Source organism: Octadecabacter sp. B2R22, assembly GCF_018861045.1.
In the GTDB taxonomy this organism is placed as follows: Bacteria; Pseudomonadota; Alphaproteobacteria; order Rhodobacterales; family Rhodobacteraceae; genus Octadecabacter.
This window is the reverse complement of the sequence record NZ_JAHKQJ010000007.1, coordinates 608,885-624,678: the sequence shown is the minus strand read 5'-3', so window position 1 is coordinate 624,678 and position 15,794 is coordinate 608,885. Positions and strand designations below refer to the sequence as shown.

Sequence of the window (15,794 nt, the reverse complement as noted above, 5' to 3'; positions counted from 1 at the left end):
CGGTTCACAAAGCTGTCCAACCGCCATCAACGCTGATGGTCGTGCCTGTGATCTGTGCCGCAGCATCAGACGCGAGGAACACAGCCGTTCCGCCAAGCTGTTCGACCGTCGCGAATTCCTTAGACGGCTGGCGTTTCAACATGACGTTCTTGATCACGTCTTCACGGCTCATATCGTATTCTTTCATCGTGTCGGGGATCTGGGCCTCGACCAATGGTGTCAGCACATAACCCGGACAGATCGCATTGCAGGTGATTGGTTCTTCTGCGGTTTCTAGTGCTGTGGTCTTGGTCAACCCGACGACCCCGTGCTTTGCGGCTACATAGGCAGATTTATAAGGCGATGCAGTCAGCCCGTGGGCAGATGCAATGTTAATCACCCTGCCCCAACCTGCCTTGCGCATCATTGGCAATGCGGCCGCTGTGGTGTGAAACGCAGAGCTCATGTTGATTGCAATGATCGCGTCCCATTTTTCAGTCGGGAATTCATCAATCGGCGCGACGTGCTGGATACCGGCGTTGTTGATCAGGATATCGCAGGTCCCTGCGTCTGCAACCAAGCGACGGCAGTCGTCGGCTTTGGACATGTCCGCAGCGATATACGTCGCATCGACGCCAAATTCCTTCGCGATCTCGGCTGCAATTGCGTGATCTTCTTCGCGATCCGTAAAGGAGTTCAAAACAACATTGGTGCCGGCTTTGGCCATCTCTCGGGCGACCCCAAGACCAATACCCGAATTCGATCCCGTGATTACGGCGGTTTTACCTGAAAGAGGTGCGTTGGACGTCATGGTGCTCTCCTGCATATCATGTTGCGATGCAGCATAGGCGGCTGAACCAAGACAGCAACAGGTCTCGCGCCATAGTTGTGCCAGATTCGAAAATTAAATCTTTGGTAACAGTTATTTCTTGTGAGAATCCCCATGGAACCGATCGTCATCAAGTCCACCCCGAAGACCTTTCAATTTGGAATCATCGTCGGAGGGGACATCTTCCAAGGCGTCACCGTCAAAGGGACTGACCTGACGTATGACCCAGTGACCGGACTACCGATCACTGGCGCCGTACGATGGATGGAATACATCAATTACGGATCGCTTATTGATGCCCCTGAAGGCATGTTTGGGCTTCCTGCATTGACCGAAACGGATGTTGCAACTCTTAACGCTGGGTCAATTCAATGGTTTGAACCGGCCAGTTTTTTGGAGTTCGTCGCAGCGCAAGCTCAACTGACGATGAACCTGACATTTAGCAACGGTGAATTTGTCGGAACGAGTGGCGATGATCGGATTACCCTGACTGACCACATCTATGTTGAAAACCGCGCTGTTGATGGTCGTCTGGGTGATGACATCCTAAAGGGATCGGAAACCGCTGACACATTGTCGGGCAGCGAAGGGGCCGACCGTCTTTTTGGAAACTATGGTGATGATTCACTCTATGGCGGCACCGGCGATGATCAGGTTTTCGGCGGAAACGATGATGATTCAATCCTTGGCGGTGCTGGAAACGACCGCATTTACGGTGGCGACGGTCACGATTGGCTGTTCGGAGACTCGGAAACGATACAGGATTACGGTGTCACCGACTTCGGGCGGGACGTCATTTTCGGCGGTAGCGGGGACGACATAATCTTAGGCCATTCTGGCAATGATCGACTGCTCGGCGATGGCGGCGTTGATACCATTTATGGCGGCATGGGTGCCGATGACATCTTTGGCGGCGACGGCAATGATTATCTGTGGGGCGATGATAACTTTGTAGCAGACGATGCGGCCGATAGATTGTTCGGCGGCGATGGCGATGACGTCCTGGCCGGCGGCAACGGCGATGACCGATTGTTCGGCGGCAATGGCAACGACACCATAATTCTGGGCGAAGGTGACCAAATTGTTAACGGCGGCGCCGGTGACGACATTCTTGGATCGGAAGGCAATGGCACGAACGTCTTGATCGGCGGCAGCGGCGCTGATCAGTTCCTCTTCGTGGCGTCCTCATCGACTGTTGCTACGATCCGGGACTTCAATGCGGCAGAAGACGTTTTCTCGTTGTATTTCGCTCAGACCACCACCCAACAAGAACAGTTTGATGCTTTCATGGCAGGTGCAACGCAGGTCAATCAACATGTAATCTGGACAAGTGACACCAATACAATTGTGTTGAAACGGTTGGACATCGACGACCTGACACTCGACAATTTTGTTGACACCCAAGGCGAGGTCGTCGCGACCTATTAGCCCTTAAAGCCCTGCGGCAACCGACACCACGCTCATAAACCAACGAGCACGTCCGGCTGCCGCACAATCGACAAATTCATGCTCTGATTGTTTCCCGACGACACCCAATCTCCTGTTTAATGACATATTTCTCCCCAAATTGATGGGTACCTCTTTCGGTGAATTAACCAAATACTCACCACCGGAGGCAGATATGCCACTTACTGACCCTGTGATTTCGAATACCCATGAGAGCCGTTTTTTGTTTGGCTCATTTTCTGACGAAGGCACAGCACCCGTTTTCTATGGGGTTGTCGTGTTTGGCTCTGACCTGACATATGATCCTGATACTGGTCTTCCAAACGGCGGAAACATTGACCGCATCGAACTGCAGACCCGTACAGAAGACGGTATGCAAACCCTGCACGCGGAGTTCACTGATTTCGACGCATCGGTCATCCATTTGGACAATGCTTTCGCAACGGCGGACACGCCTTGGTATGACCCTACCCATTTCTTTGGAACGGAAATGTTGGACCGAAACGGTGAAGTTAACTGGAGCGGCGGCACCGATGGTGACACGTTTACAGGGTCGGAAAAAGGCGAAACCCTACTGGGGCGCGCTGGCGATGACACGCTTCATGGCGCAGAAGGTGCGGACGATCTGCGTGGCCAAACCGGCAACGACGAAATCTATGGCGGTGACGGGCGGGACTATGTCGCGGGCGGACTTGGCGACGACACTCTCTATGGCGATGCAGGCAAAGACTCCCTGCTCGGTGGCGAAGGTGACGACACTCTTTATGGTGGCCAGGAAAACGACGTAATGTTCGGTAACGACGGTGCCGACACTCTCTTTGGTGGTGACGGTAAAGACGAAGCACAAGGCGGTTACGGCAATGACTATATCGACGGGGGCGCGGGCGCGGATTCCATCCGTGGGGCCGCGGGCGACGACGATTTGTATGGTGGCGACGATAATGACCGTCTATCCGGTGGCGACGGCCTTGATGACCTTTATGGCGGCCTCGGAAATGACACCCTGAGCGGTGGGAGCGGTGAAGACACCCTGTCCGGCGACGAGGGAAATGACTACCTCTACGGCAACGACGGTGACGATACGGCCTACGGCATGACCGGCGACGACCGTATCACAGGAAACAACGGCCATGACGCGCTTTATGGTGGCGAAGGCCGCGACGACATCAGCGGCGGCCAAGGCGGCGACGTTTTGGACGGCGGCACAGGCAATGACAAACTGTCAGGCAACAGCGGCGATGACGTTCTCATCGGGGGCGCAGACGATGACCGTATGACTGGTGGTGATGGCAACGATGTTTTGGTTGGCGGAGACGATGATGATCAGATCGCGGGCAACGATGGCGCTGATACGTTCCTTCTGGACGAAACCCAGGACGGCGGTGTCATGACCGTTCGCGACTTTACGGACGGCGAAGACAACCTGTACCTTAACACCGGTGATATTCTTACGGCGCAAGAGATGTTTGACATCTTCACGGCTGGCGCAACCCAAAAGGGCCAAAGCGTGAGCTATGACAATGGCGAGGGCAATGTCATGTCCCTGCTGAAAACATCCCTTGAAGACATCACTGTTGACGATTTCTACACGCTCGAGGTGCATGAAGACGACGACACAGGTGAGAGATCCATCGCGTCCGAGGGCCTCGTTGAGGACTTCATGCTCGGGTTCCTTTAATCCAGCAGCCCTGCAGCGGCATCCCAACACAAAAACAAGCGGCCCCCTGTCACGGATAGCGGGGCCGTTTTGCTGTCCGGTTAACGATTCTTAACACGGGCCCACAAGTGATTCCGTGCGCCGGATCTACGTGCGATTCTGGTTGATTTGAAATGCTCTCTCAACCGCAAAACCCCCAATAAATGTGGGCAGAAAAAAACCCCAGCCGAAGCTGGGGTTAAGTTATTGAGGCAGGTTTCATACAGGCAAGAAACCTATCGAGCAGTGCCCTTGTTATAAGCAATTGGCCGCCCGCATCCAAGCTAAAAGTTTGAAAAGGTTTGTTTCCCCATCTAGGTTAGTCGTAATACCGCCGATCACAGGCGGTGAAAATCGGGGGAGCGACATCAAAATGTCCGTACAAATTCTATCAACAACGGCGGCAACTTTGCGCGTATTCGCGCTAGCAGCGTCAACGTCCGTCCTAGCAACACTTGCAGCAGCCGAGCCCGTCCATGGCATAGCTATGTATGGTGACCCTGCTCTACCCCCAGATTTTGCGCATCTCCCTTATGCAAACCCCGATGCACCAACAGGCGGTTCTATCGTTACGGCCAACATCGGCGGCTTTGACAGCCTTAACCCCTACATCGTCAAAGGGTCCGTTCACTGGCAGCTTCGGTTCTTGATGGGTGAAAGCCTAATGGCACGTTCCTTGGACGAACCTTTCTCGCTTTATGGCCTTCTCGCCGAATCGGTTGAGACCGCAGATGATCGGTCTTGGGTCGAATTCACCCTGCGCCCTGAGGCCCGATTCTCTGATGGAAGCCCAGTGACGGTCGAAGACGTGATCTGGTCGTATGAAACCCTCGGCACCGTGGGCCACCCGCGCTACCACGGATTCTACAATAAGGTCGAAAGCATCGAGACCGTTGGCGAACGCGGTGTGCGGTTCAACTTCGCAGAGCAAGACCGCGAATTGGCGCTTTTGGCGGGCCTGCGTCCAATCCTGCAGAAAGCCCAATGGGAAGGTTTGGATTTCGCCGAAAGCGGCCTCGACGTGATCCCTGTGACCTCCTCGCCCTACACCATCACCGATTTTGAGGCGGGTCGTCACATCGAACTCACACGCAACCCAGACTATTGGGGCTACGACGTCGTGCCGTTTGTGAACGGGCTTTATAACCTCGACACCATCCGCATGGAGTTTTTCGGCGACGAAACGGCGGCGTTTGAGGCGTTCAAGGTCGGTGACGTAAACACCAACCGCGAATTCAACGTCGCGAAGTGGGACAGCCAGTATGATTTCGCACTGATGCAATCCGGCGATTATGTGCGTTCAATCTTGCCGCACTCGCGCCCAAGCGGGATTACGGGTTTTGTGATGAACACCCGTCTGCCCCAGTTCGAAGATATCCGCGTGCGCGACGCAATGATGCATGCGTTCAACTTTGAGTTCATCAACGACGCGATGACAGGTGGCGCGCAGCCGCGCATCACCAGCTATTTCTCGAACTCTCCACTGGCGATGCAGGATGGCCCCGCAACGGGCCGTGTTCTCGAGTTCCTTGAACCCTTTGCCGACAGCATTCCCGCGGATGCAATCAGCGGCTATGCCCTGCCCGTTTCTGACGGATCCGAACGCAACCGCGCCAACATCGGGGCGGCTTTGGACCTGATGGAACAGGCCGGTTACACTGTTCAGGACGGCGTGATGGCAGGCCCCGACGGCGAGGAATTCACCTTTGAAATTTTGCTCAAGAGCGGATCGAGCGAGAACCAGTCCATCATCGACATGTTCACCGAAAGCCTCAGCCGTCTTGGCATTACGCCAACGATCACCGTGGTCGACAACGCCCAATATAGCGAACGCACTGACGCTTACGACTTTGGAATGACCTATCATCGTCGCGGGCTGTCGTTATCTCCGGGCAACGAGCAATACCTCTACTGGGGGATTGAAGCTGCGGACGTAACCGGTGGGCGCAACCTGATGGGTGTAAAGTCCGAAGCGATTGACGAGATGATCAACCTGCTTTTGACCTCTGACAGTCAGGACGATTTCGTCGCCGCCACCCGCGCGATGGACCGTTTGCTCACTTCAGGCCGTTATGTGATCCCGATCTATCAATGGAACATCAGCCGCATCGCCCATGACGCGGACCTCCACTACCCCGACACCATGCCGATCTTTGGCGACTGGCCCGGTTGGCAGCCAGATGTCTGGTGGTTTGAAGAAGGTTAACAAAACGAGCGCCCCTTAACTGGGGCGCTTTGTTTCTCAAAGTATGACCCAAGTAGCCCCTGCAAAAGACAGCGCAACCACATGGATCAAGGCCATATTGATATGGGCATTCCTCGCGTTTTGGTGTGTTGGCATGCTCACGGGGTTGATGGCATCCAGCTGCCGCAAGGTTGACGACGACCCCGCCCGAAAACTCAGCCGGTGTAATCTGGCAATCAGCACGGCTTGGATTTTCCCTAGCGACGGGCAGAAAGGGTCGATCATCCACCTAGAGCGCGGCATCGCACAAGCGCAGATCGGTAATCTGGACGCTGCGACAGTCGACATGCAACGCGCCATCCTAGATGCGCGCCCGCAAACGCCGTCCTACGAACGGCTCGCAGACCGCATTGCAGAATTTGATCCATCCTCACCCGAAGCCCGCGTCTGGACCAGATTAACAGAAGCCGCCACGCAGTAGCCCCGTCACACCCCTGTTACATTCCCGAACTAACGAAACATCATGAATATACTTGTCCTCTGCACCGGTAACTCGGCCCGCTCGATCCTTTTGGAATCCATCTTCAACCGCGACAGCAACGGTCGTTTTACGGCCTACTCCGCTGGCTCGACGCCGTCGGGCAAAGTGCATCCGCAATCGCTGACGCTTTTGGCAGATAAGGGGTATGCGACCGAAGGATTGTCGTCCCAAAGCTGGGATGATTTCGCCGGACCAGACGCGCCGCAAATGAATATCGTGATTACGGTTTGCGACAGCGCCGCCGCAGAGACCTGCCCCCTTTGGCCGCAGACGGGCGACACGCCACCCGTTCAGGCCCACTGGGGCATTCCTGATCCCGCCGCCGCAACAGAACCAGATTGGGCGCAGGCGTTTGAAACTGCCTATGCGGCCTTGGCCGCAAAAGCAGCAGCATTGATGGCGCTGCCACTAGAGGATATGGATCGTGCAGACTTGAAAACTGCACTAAACAAGATTGCTGATGTATGACCTCTCAAAAACTCGTTGCTGAAGGCCTTGGTACTGCGCTTTTGCTGATTGGCGTTGTTGGCTCAGGCATCATGGCGCAAACGCTGACGGATGATATTGCGCTGGCGCTGCTCGCTAACGCGATTGCCACGGGGTGCACGCTGTATTTCATCATCACCATTTTGGGGCCGATTTCGGGCGCGCATTTTAACCCGGTGGTGACGCTGGCCTTTGCGCTTAAGGGCGAACACCCTTGGCGTTTGGTGGCCAGTTATATTCCGGTGCAGATCATAGGCGGCATCTTGGGCGTGTGGCTGTGCCATGTGATGTTTGACCTTGATTTCATTCAGGCCTCCACCACCGCACGCACAGGTGTAAACCAATGGACATCTGAGGTTTTTGCCACTGTTGGTCTGTTGTTGGTAATCTTTGGCGGCTTGCGCAGTCGCCCTGATACCGTGCCAACCTTGGTGGCGGTTTACATCACGGGGGCCTATTGGTTCACGTCCTCGACCAGCTTTGCCAACCCTGCCGTCACCATCTCTCGGGCGTTTTCTGACACCTTTGCGGGGATCGATCCAACCCATGTTGTCGGCTTTATTCTAGCACAGCTGATCGGGTTGGCAGTCGCCCTGCCCGTTATTCGCTTCCTGTTTGACAAGAGCGACTATTAACCACGCTTTAAGGCTGTTGTGATGATCTGAACCTGCGCTGGCGGTTTGTCAGGGCAGAAAGGCATCTTATGACTTGGACCGACACACTGAAGTTCCAGCCAGATTTCCCCACTGTGATGTGCCGGGATTTTTCGCTTCTCGATCAGACCACATTACATGAGCGGCAATCTGATTGGGACGGCATCGTGCGCTACTTCGCCGGGGTTTATGACCTCACGGTCGCCGAAGGCTATGACACGTTAGGCGAATGGGCCACACGCCGACTAGCGCCAGTGATCGAAAGCGCGGCGGCCTGACCAATACTGGCAGTTGCACCTGCCTGTACGGATAAGATACCGCTTGGGCATGACACATGATCCTGTCCCTTCGCCCTTTAACCTCGCGGCTTATGTCCTTGGGCACGCGTCACAGCTGCCTGACAAAACCGCGCTGAGCATTATTGGCTCTGACACCATCGATGAGTGGTCTTACGCACGGCTGGAGCAAGCCATTCGCGGGGCGGCTACTGGTTTGCTGTCTACGGGGCTGACGGCTGGCGATCGGGTTATTTTGCGTCTTGGAAACACACCGGACTTTCCGATCGCGTTTCTGGCCTGTCTGGCTGTTGATCTTGTTCCCGTGCCGACCTCGGCACAGCTGACCGCGTTTGAAATCACCGCAATGTCACAGGACATCGCCCCCAAGGCCATTATCGCAGGGGACGGCATCACCTTGCCCGATCACCCTGCGCCCGTCATCGAAACTGCCACCTTGCGCGGGTTTTATGAACATGAACCTGCCGCCTTCACCTTGGGTGATCCTGACCGCGTCGGGTATATCATTTTTACGTCTGGAACCTCGGGCAAACCCCGTGGTGTTGTTCATGCACACCGCGCGATTTGGGCACGCCGGATGATGACAGATGGCTGGACAGGCCTAACGCCTAAAGACCGCATTCTTCATGCGGGCGCGTTTAACTGGACCTATACGCTGGGCACCGGATTGATGGACCCTTGGACCATTGGCGCAACGGCCCTTATTCCCGCAGCAAGCACCCCCATAGCAGATATCCCTGCGCTGCTACGCAAACATAACGCAACTATTTTCGCAGCTGCACCAGGCGTTTACCGACAACTCCTCAAGTGCGAACTGCCTCAGCTACCAGACCTACGGCACGGGCTATCGGCGGGTGAAAAACTCCCCGATATGACCCGCACCGCTTGGGAGACCGCCACTGGAACGCCCATCTTTGAGGCCTACGGCATGTCGGAGTGTTCTACCTTCATTTCGGGCAGCCCAACGACCCCCGCTGAGGCTGGAACCCTTGGGCAGCCTCAGACAGGGCGGCGCGTTGCCTTGATGCAAGACGGTGATCCGACGGTATCTGACGGTCAAATCGCCGTTCATCGCAGCGATCCGGGCCTCATGCTTGAGTATTTCAACGCCCCCACCGACACAGCTGCCCGTTTTGACGGGGACTGGTTTTTGACGGGCGACATGGGCCACCGCACCGAGAGCGGTGCCATCGCCTATGCGGGGCGCGTTGATGATATGATGAATGCAGGCGGCTACCGCGTCTCACCGATTGAAGTCGAAACCGCCCTTGCGCTCCATCCCGCCATTGATGACGCCGCCGCCGTTGAGCTGCGCGTTAAATCCGACGCATCCGTAATTGCCGCCTTTTACACCGGCGCAGGTGTGATAGACGAAGACGAACTGGCCGCGCATGCGGCCACACATCTTGCGCGGTACAAATGCCCGCGCCTGTTTATTCACGCCGAGACATTGCCTCGCGGGGCAAACAACAAACTGCTGCGCCGCGCGCTCAGAACCCAATGGGAGACCGACCATGGTCAAGCTTGATATTATCTCTGATCCAATTTGTCCGTGGTGCTACATCGGCAAAACCAATCTGGATCGCGCATTGGAACAAATCCCCGATCACCCATTCCAGATTGAATGGCATCCGTTTCAGTTGAACCCTGAGATGCCCGCCGAAGGCATGGATCGCCGCGAATACCTCGAGCGCAAGTTCGGCGGTAAAGACGGTGCTGTTCGCGCTTATGCACCCATCGTTGAGATGGCCGAAAAGGTCGGGCTTAAGATCGATTTCGAGGGCATGAAACGCACACCTAACACTATCAACGCGCATCGTTTGATCCATTGGGCTGGCATCGAAGGCCGCCAGACTTTCGTTGTGCATCGTCTGTTCGAAGCCTATTTCCGTGACGCCCGTGACATTGGTGATATCGAAGTCTTGGCCGATATCGCAGACAGCTGTGAAATGGACGCAGGTGTGATTGCTAAACTGCTGGCGTCTGACGCGGACATTGACGGCATTCGCAACCGCGATACCCATAGCCGTGAAATGGGCGTCAACTCCGTGCCGACCTTTATCATCGACAACAAACATGCCGTTCCCGGTGCACAGCCCGCCGAGCTTTGGGTGAAAGTCATCGGTGAAATCATGGAGCAGATCGAGGCCGCTGAGTGAGCCGTGACGTTATCCTTTTCTTGTTTGCCACCCTCGCGACGATCGTCGGCTTGGGCACGGTCTTCTTTCACTTCGTCGAAGGCTGGAGCTGGCTGGACGCCTATTTCTTTACGGTCGTAACCCTGTCCACGGTCGGCTATGGCTCCCTCGTGCCCGTAACAGCCGTCGGCAAGATCGGCACAACCATACTGATTTTTGTCGGGTTGATCGTCGTTGCAGCCGTTATTCAGCAACTGGGCTCCTTCACTTTGAACAACCGTATCAAAGCACGTCAGGCCATTACAGAAGCACGCCATCGTGCCGCTTTGGCCGAAAAACGCGCGATAGCAGCGGAAGAAAAAGGGCCAGATGCGTGATCACAGCTCACCTTCCTTCGGGGTATGTTTTCGGACGATTGCTTCAGAATAGCGGCGCCCGATGGCCTTTGATCCTTCCTGCTGCCGTGGTTGGCGGAATACTTCCCGATTTCGACATGATCTGGTTCTACTTGGTCGATGATCGCGCATTTCATCATCATCGCTATTGGGTGCATATCCCAGCATTCTGGGCTTTGGTTGCAATCGCCGTCTTGCCGCCGCTTGCATTGATCGCTAAGCGTTTCTTACCAGCCGCTTTGGCGTTTTTTGCCGCGCTCTTTTTGCACTTGTGTCTCGATACTTTGGCTGGCGATATTTTATGGCATTGGCCATGGTCCAATGACTTCACACACTTGGTAACGATCCCCGCAGTTCATGACTGGTGGGTTCTGAATTTCGTTCTCCATTGGGTATTTGGGCTGGAAATACTCATCTGGATGGCTGCAGTCTGGCTTTGGATTAAACGATGATAAGTGCTTCAAGAACCTCGCTCAAACCCCTTGGCCAAACAGAATTCATCGCGCTCGTCGCCATGCTGGCGGCAACTGTGGCATTTTCCATCGATGCCATGCTGCCCGCCCTGCCCGAAATCGCAGCCGAACTGACACCAGAAAACGAGAACCGAGCACAGCTGATCATCACGAGTTTTGTGCTGGGTATGGGCTTGGGAACTTTTTTCACCGGACCATTGGCGGACCGTTTCGGGCGTAAGGCTGTTATCGTGGGTGGCGCCGCGCTTTACGTTACAGCAACCCTTTTCGCATTCTTGGCCCCGACACTCGAAACGATGATCGCCTCTCGCGTGTTGATGGGACTGGCTGCAGCGGCGCCGCGCGTTGCCTCCATCGCGCTTGTCCGCGACATCCATTCAGGGCGCGAAATGGCGCGCATTATGTCGTTCGTAATGCTGATCTTTGCGCTGGTGCCTGCCCTTGCGCCAACCATCGGCGCTGGCATCATTGCGTTTTCAGGCTGGCGTGGGATCTTTATCGCCTTTGCGGTTTTCTCCAGTATGGTGACACTGTGGTTGATGCTGCGGCAACCAGAAACACTCGCGGTCGAAAATCGCCGCCCCCTTAGTTTCGCCGCCCTTGCCGCAGCCGCCCGCGAGGTCGCCGCACACCCAACCGTGCGCCTGTCCATCTTTGTTCAAACACTGGGTTTTGGGATGTTGTTTTCCGTCCTGAGTTCAACACAGCAAGTGTTTGACCAAACCTACGGCCAAGGCGAGACGTTCCATTACTGGTTTGGCGGCATTGCGGTCCTCGCTTCGACGGCATCGATCATCAATGCACGCCTTGTCGGACGGCTTGGAATGCGACGGATCGTCAAGGCCATGTTTATTGTGCAGGCGGGCATGTCTTTGCTGATGATCCTAGCCGTTTCATTGCACTTGCCAAACCACACAGAGCTGTTGATTTACGCGGCTTGGACTGTCTCAGTGTTCTTTCAGGCGGGTCTAACAATCGGCAACCTGAACGCGTTGGCGATGGAACCAATGGGCCACATCGCAGGGTCTGCGGCCTCCATCATCACGGCGCTCTCAACGGTCGGCGCGGTCTTGATCGCCGTGCCCATCGGCCTGAGTTTCAACGGCACCCCAATGCCATTAGCAATTGGTGTCTTCATCTGCGCAGTGCTCGCCTTTTGGCTCACGTCCTTGATCCGGCGCGACAGCGATTAAGGGGCTAAGCCTTCTTTGCTGTCGCCTCTTTAACCTTCGCCGCCAAGTCTTTGGCAATCGCAAAGGCGCCTTGGATTTTCAGGCGATCCGTGCCCCAATCCCGCTGCACAACGATCTTGTTGTCTTTGACTTTGGCCAAGCCCCGTTGATCCTCGATGAATTCGACCAACCCTTTGGGGGATGCGAACTTGTCGTTGTGGAACCGGATGACCGCGCCCTTAGGCCCGCCATCCAACTGGCTGATCCCTGCCCGTTTACACATCGCTTTGATGCGCACGACCAACATGAGCGTGTTGACCTCTTTGGGGAGAGTACCGAACCGGTCAATCAGTTCAGCCGCAAAGCCCTCCAGTTCGACCTTAGTCGTCAGATCGCTCAAACGGCGATAAAGGCCCAGTCGCACATCTAGATCCGGCACGTAGTTTTCAGGGATCAAGACTGGCACACCAAGGTTGATCTGCGGCGCCCATTGGCCGTCTTCGACCAATGTGACCTCACCGGACTTAATCTTGGCGATCTGTTCTTCGAGCATGGACTGATACAGTTCATAACCGACTTCGCGCATCTGGCCGGACTGTTCCTCGCCCAACAGGTTACCTGCCCCGCGAATATCCAGATCCTGCGACGCGAGCGTAAACCCAGCTCCAAGGCTGTCGATAGACCCCAGCACGCGCAGACGTTTTTCAGCCTGTGGTGTCAATTTTTGGCGCGGCTTATAGGTCAGGTAAGCATAGGCGCGGGTTTTAGAACGCCCGACACGGCCCCTGATCTGATAGAGCTGTGCAAGGCCAAACATGTCAGCCCGATGCACGATCATGGTGTTGGCCGTCGGAATATCCAGACCGCTTTCAACAATCGTGGTGGCCAACAGGACGTCGAATTTGCCGTCATAGAACGCGTTCATCCGGTCATCGAGCTCACCTGCCGCCATTTGGCCGTTGGCTGTCACATAGGTGACTTCCGGCACTTCGCGTTTGAGGAAATCTTCGATCTCTGGCAGATCTTTGATGCGCGGCACAACAAAGAACGACTGCCCGCCACGATAATGCTCGCGCAGCAGCGCTTCGCGGATCGTTACAGTATCAAATTCGCTGACGTAGGTGCGGATCGCAAGGCGATCCACGGGCGGCGTGCCGATGATACTGAGTTCACGCACACCTGACAGCGACAATTGCAGCGTGCGCGGGATTGGCGTGGCCGTCAGCGTCAGAACGTGGATGTCCGTGCGCATCTGTTTCAGGCGTTCTTTGTGCTGCACGCCAAAGTGTTGCTCTTCGTCGATCACCAACATGCCAAGGTTCTTGAACCGCACGTTCTTGGCCAGAAGTGCATGGGTGCCGATAACAATATCAACCGTGCCCTTGGCCAGACCGTCTTTGGTCAAAGCGGCATCTTTTGCACTCACAAAGCGCGACAACGTCCTGACATTAATCGGAAAACCACGGAACCGTTCGGCAAATCCTTTGTAGTGCTGGCGCGCCAGCAAGGTGGTCGGCGCAACAATCGCAACCTGCACACCAGACATCGCGGCCACAAACGCGGCACGGATGGCCACTTCGGTTTTGCCAAAGCCCACATCACCACAAATCAGACGGTCCATCGGCTGACCGGACCCGAGGTCTGTCAAAACGTCTTCGATGGCCTGCAACTGGTCTTCGGTTTCCGCATAAGGGAACCGCGCGAGGAACTGATCCCACATTCCGTCAGGCACTGTCAGCGCTGGTGCCGTACGCAAGGCGCGTTCGGCGGCAACACGGATCAGCCGTTCCGCCATCTCGCGGATACGTTCCTTGAGCTTGGCCTTCTTGGCCTGCCACGCACCTCCACCCAATTTGTCGAGCAATCCAACGTCATGGCCATAGCGGCTGAGCAGTTCGATATTTTCAACGGGCAAGTAAAGCTTTGAATTTTCTGCATATTCCAAAAGCAGGCATTCATGCGCGGCGCCTGCCGCTGTGACCACTTCCAGCCCCAAATAGCGTCCGACCCCGTGATCGACATGGACCACCAGATCGCCGGGGCTAAGGCTTTGGGTTTCTGTTAAGAAATTCTCGGCGCGGCGTTTCTTTTTGGTTTGGCGGATCAGGCGATCCCCCAGCACGTCTTGTTCAGAAATGACGGTAACGCCATTGCTTTCAAACCCGTGTTCCAACGCCCAAACGGCCAAATGCAAGCCAGACTTTCCAACGCGATTGAAGTTGGTGACAGGAATAGTCTCAGCGATACCTTCGTCTTCGATCAGCCCCATCAAGCGTTCGCGCGCGCCCTCTGAATAAGAGGCCACGACAACGGGACCATCCGCCATTTTCGCTTTAAGATGCTGCGCCAACGCCCCAAAAAGACTGATATTTTCTTGCTGACGTTCCGGCGAAAAATTACGCCCGATCCGCCCGCCAGCATCCGTTACACCAAGCCCCGTTGGCAGCGGCAAAGCATTGAACTGCACCACTCGAAACGGCGCAACGGCGGCGTCCCAAGCGGCATTGTCCAAATATAACCCCTCTGGGTGAGCTGGCTTGTAAACGGAATCCATTCGCCCCTTGGCGAGCATGGCTTCACGGCGGGCATCGTATTGATCATCAATGCTTTCCCACCGCGCCTGCCGTTGGGCGGCATTTTGTTCATCCAACGTAATGGTTGCGCCGGAAACATAGTCAAACAGCGTCTCGAGGGTTTCGTGAAAGAACCCTAACCAGTGCTCTAGGCCTGCGTGTTTATGGCCTGCGGAAACCGCCTCGTACAAAGGGTCATCCGTTCCTGCTGCGCCGAACTCCAAACGGTAACTCTGGCGGAACCGCGTGATCGCGGCCTCATCAAGGATCACCTCGGACACAGGCGCAAGCTCGACCACATCCAGTTTTTCGATTGTGCGCTGGGTGGCGGGATCAAAGCGGCGTGCGCCATCCAGATCGTCGCCAAACAGATCAAGCCGCACAGGCCCTGACTGACCCGGAGGGAAGATATCAATGATCCCGCCACGCACGGCGTAATCGCCCGGTTCCATAACGGTTGGCGCTTGGGCAAACCCCATACGGACCAAGAACGCCTTAAGGGCGGCTTCATCGATACGGTTGCCAACGACAGCCTTGAACGCGGCTTCTTGCAAGACGGCCTTCGCAGGCACCTTCTGCGTCGCGGCATTTAGCGTGGTCAGCAGAACATAGCGCTCCGGCATCCCGCCTTGATCCGCATGTGCCAAGCCCGCCAGAACAGCCATACGCGCGGCCGACACATCCGCGTTCGGGGACACACGGTCATAGGGCAAACAATCCCACCCGGGAAACACGATCACAGGCATATCGGGCGCAAAGAACGCCAACGCCGCGCGCGTGGCCTCAAGGCGCTTATCATCGCGACAGACATGCACGACGGGGCCGTCTTTCGCCTCGGCTAGAATGAGGCGGGCATCAAACCCTTCGGGGGCTCCGGATACGGTGATGTGTTTGTTTTCGGACATAAGAACCGACCTACTCTGCGCGGCCCT

Annotated in this window: 14 protein-coding genes; 12 read left to right on the top strand and 2 right to left on the bottom strand. The window is 55.8% G+C overall.

Features of this window, described 5'->3' with window-relative positions; all coding sequences use genetic code 11:
• Window positions 1–4: 4 nt before the first annotated feature.
• A complete protein-coding gene (locus KO486_RS08560; RefSeq protein ID WP_289847964.1) occupies window positions 5–805 on the bottom strand; it encodes a 3-hydroxybutyrate dehydrogenase in 801 nt (266 codons plus the stop codon).
• 117 nt (window positions 806–922) lie between these two features.
• Here KO486_RS08560 and KO486_RS08555 point away from each other — a divergent pair, with 117 nt between their 5' ends.
• The 12 genes from KO486_RS08555 to KO486_RS08500 all read left to right on the top strand — a co-directional run bounded on the left by KO486_RS08555 (window position 923) and on the right by KO486_RS08500 (window position 12,310).
• Window positions 923–2,236 carry a calcium-binding protein gene (locus KO486_RS08555; protein ID WP_216036819.1) on the top strand — a complete coding sequence of 438 codons (1,314 nt, stop codon included), beginning with the start codon at window positions 923–925 and terminating at the stop codon, window positions 2,234–2,236.
• A 193-nt stretch (window positions 2,237–2,429) separates the two neighbouring features.
• Complete coding sequence (locus KO486_RS08550; protein WP_216036818.1) at window positions 2,430–3,932, top strand: calcium-binding protein; 1,503 nt, start codon at window positions 2,430–2,432, stop codon at window positions 3,930–3,932.
• A 391-nt stretch (window positions 3,933–4,323) separates the two neighbouring features.
• Window positions 4,324–6,156, top strand: coding sequence for an extracellular solute-binding protein (locus tag KO486_RS08545; protein ID WP_216036817.1), 1,833 nt, complete (start codon window positions 4,324–4,326; stop codon window positions 6,154–6,156).
• A gap of 43 nt (window positions 6,157–6,199) precedes the next feature.
• On the top strand, window positions 6,200–6,616 hold the full coding sequence (locus KO486_RS08540; RefSeq protein ID WP_216036816.1) for a hypothetical protein: 417 nt from the start codon (window positions 6,200–6,202) through the stop codon (window positions 6,614–6,616).
• Between the two features lie 42 nt (window positions 6,617–6,658).
• Window positions 6,659–7,144 (top strand): arsenate reductase ArsC, encoded by a 486-nt coding sequence (locus KO486_RS08535; RefSeq protein WP_216036815.1) that lies wholly within the window; start codon window positions 6,659–6,661, stop codon window positions 7,142–7,144.
• Entirely contained in the window at window positions 7,141–7,797 is a 657-nt protein-coding gene (locus KO486_RS08530; protein ID WP_216036814.1) for an MIP/aquaporin family protein, read from the top strand. The genes KO486_RS08535 and KO486_RS08530 overlap by 4 nt, the downstream gene beginning before the upstream one ends.
• A gap of 68 nt (window positions 7,798–7,865) precedes the next feature.
• Window positions 7,866–8,093, top strand: coding sequence for a hypothetical protein (locus KO486_RS08525; RefSeq protein WP_216036813.1), 228 nt, complete (start codon window positions 7,866–7,868; stop codon window positions 8,091–8,093).
• A gap of 49 nt (window positions 8,094–8,142) precedes the next feature.
• On the top strand, window positions 8,143–9,639 hold the full coding sequence (locus KO486_RS08520; RefSeq protein ID WP_216036812.1) for a class I adenylate-forming enzyme family protein: 1,497 nt from the start codon (window positions 8,143–8,145) through the stop codon (window positions 9,637–9,639).
• Window positions 9,626–10,270, top strand: a complete 645-nt coding sequence (locus KO486_RS08515; protein ID WP_216036811.1) for a DsbA family oxidoreductase — start codon at window positions 9,626–9,628, stop codon at window positions 10,268–10,270. Before KO486_RS08520 ends, KO486_RS08515 begins: the two co-directional genes overlap by 14 nt.
• A complete protein-coding gene (locus KO486_RS08510; protein WP_216036810.1) occupies window positions 10,267–10,626 on the top strand; it encodes a potassium channel family protein in 360 nt (119 codons plus the stop codon). The genes KO486_RS08515 and KO486_RS08510 overlap by 4 nt, the downstream gene beginning before the upstream one ends.
• The gene (locus KO486_RS08505) at window positions 10,623–11,096 is read left to right on the top strand and encodes a metal-dependent hydrolase (protein WP_216036809.1); all 474 of its coding nucleotides are present in this window, start codon (window positions 10,623–10,625) and stop codon (window positions 11,094–11,096) included. The genes KO486_RS08510 and KO486_RS08505 overlap by 4 nt, the downstream gene beginning before the upstream one ends.
• Window positions 11,093–12,310, top strand: a complete 1,218-nt coding sequence (locus KO486_RS08500) for a multidrug effflux MFS transporter (RefSeq protein ID WP_216036808.1) — start codon at window positions 11,093–11,095, stop codon at window positions 12,308–12,310. Before KO486_RS08505 ends, KO486_RS08500 begins: the two co-directional genes overlap by 4 nt.
• A gap of 4 nt (window positions 12,311–12,314) precedes the next feature.
• Here KO486_RS08500 and mfd read toward each other — a convergent pair whose 3' ends face one another.
• On the bottom strand, window positions 12,315–15,767 hold the full coding sequence (gene mfd / locus KO486_RS08495) for a transcription-repair coupling factor (protein ID WP_216036807.1): 3,453 nt from the start codon (window positions 15,765–15,767) through the stop codon (window positions 12,315–12,317).
• Window positions 15,768–15,794: the final 27 nt, after the last annotated feature.

Excerpts from the sequence above, each read along its gene's own strand:
- KO486_RS08520 (WP_216036812.1), top strand. The coding sequence starts at position 8,143 with ATGACACATGATCCTGTCCCTTCGCCCTTTAACCTCGCGGCTTATGTC.
- KO486_RS08530 (WP_216036814.1), top strand. The coding sequence starts at position 7,141 with ATGACCTCTCAAAAACTCGTTGCTGAAGGCCTTGGTACTGCGCTTTTG.
- KO486_RS08515 (WP_216036811.1), top strand. The coding sequence starts at position 9,626 with ATGGTCAAGCTTGATATTATCTCTGATCCAATTTGTCCGTGGTGCTAC.
- KO486_RS08500 (WP_216036808.1), top strand. The coding sequence starts at position 11,093 with ATGATAAGTGCTTCAAGAACCTCGCTCAAACCCCTTGGCCAAACAGAA.
- KO486_RS08560 (WP_289847964.1), bottom strand. The coding sequence starts at position 805 with ATGCAGGAGAGCACCATGACGTCCAACGCACCTCTTTCAGGTAAAACC.
- KO486_RS08545 (WP_216036817.1), top strand. The coding sequence starts at position 4,324 with ATGTCCGTACAAATTCTATCAACAACGGCGGCAACTTTGCGCGTATTC.
- KO486_RS08555 (WP_216036819.1), top strand. The coding sequence starts at position 923 with ATGGAACCGATCGTCATCAAGTCCACCCCGAAGACCTTTCAATTTGGA.
- KO486_RS08525 (WP_216036813.1), top strand. The coding sequence starts at position 7,866 with ATGACTTGGACCGACACACTGAAGTTCCAGCCAGATTTCCCCACTGTG.
- KO486_RS08535 (WP_216036815.1), top strand. The coding sequence starts at position 6,659 with ATGAATATACTTGTCCTCTGCACCGGTAACTCGGCCCGCTCGATCCTT.
- mfd (WP_216036807.1), bottom strand. The coding sequence starts at position 15,767 with ATGTCCGAAAACAAACACATCACCGTATCCGGAGCCCCCGAAGGGTTT.
- KO486_RS08540 (WP_216036816.1), top strand. The coding sequence starts at position 6,200 with ATGACCCAAGTAGCCCCTGCAAAAGACAGCGCAACCACATGGATCAAG.
- KO486_RS08550 (WP_216036818.1), top strand. The coding sequence starts at position 2,430 with ATGCCACTTACTGACCCTGTGATTTCGAATACCCATGAGAGCCGTTTT.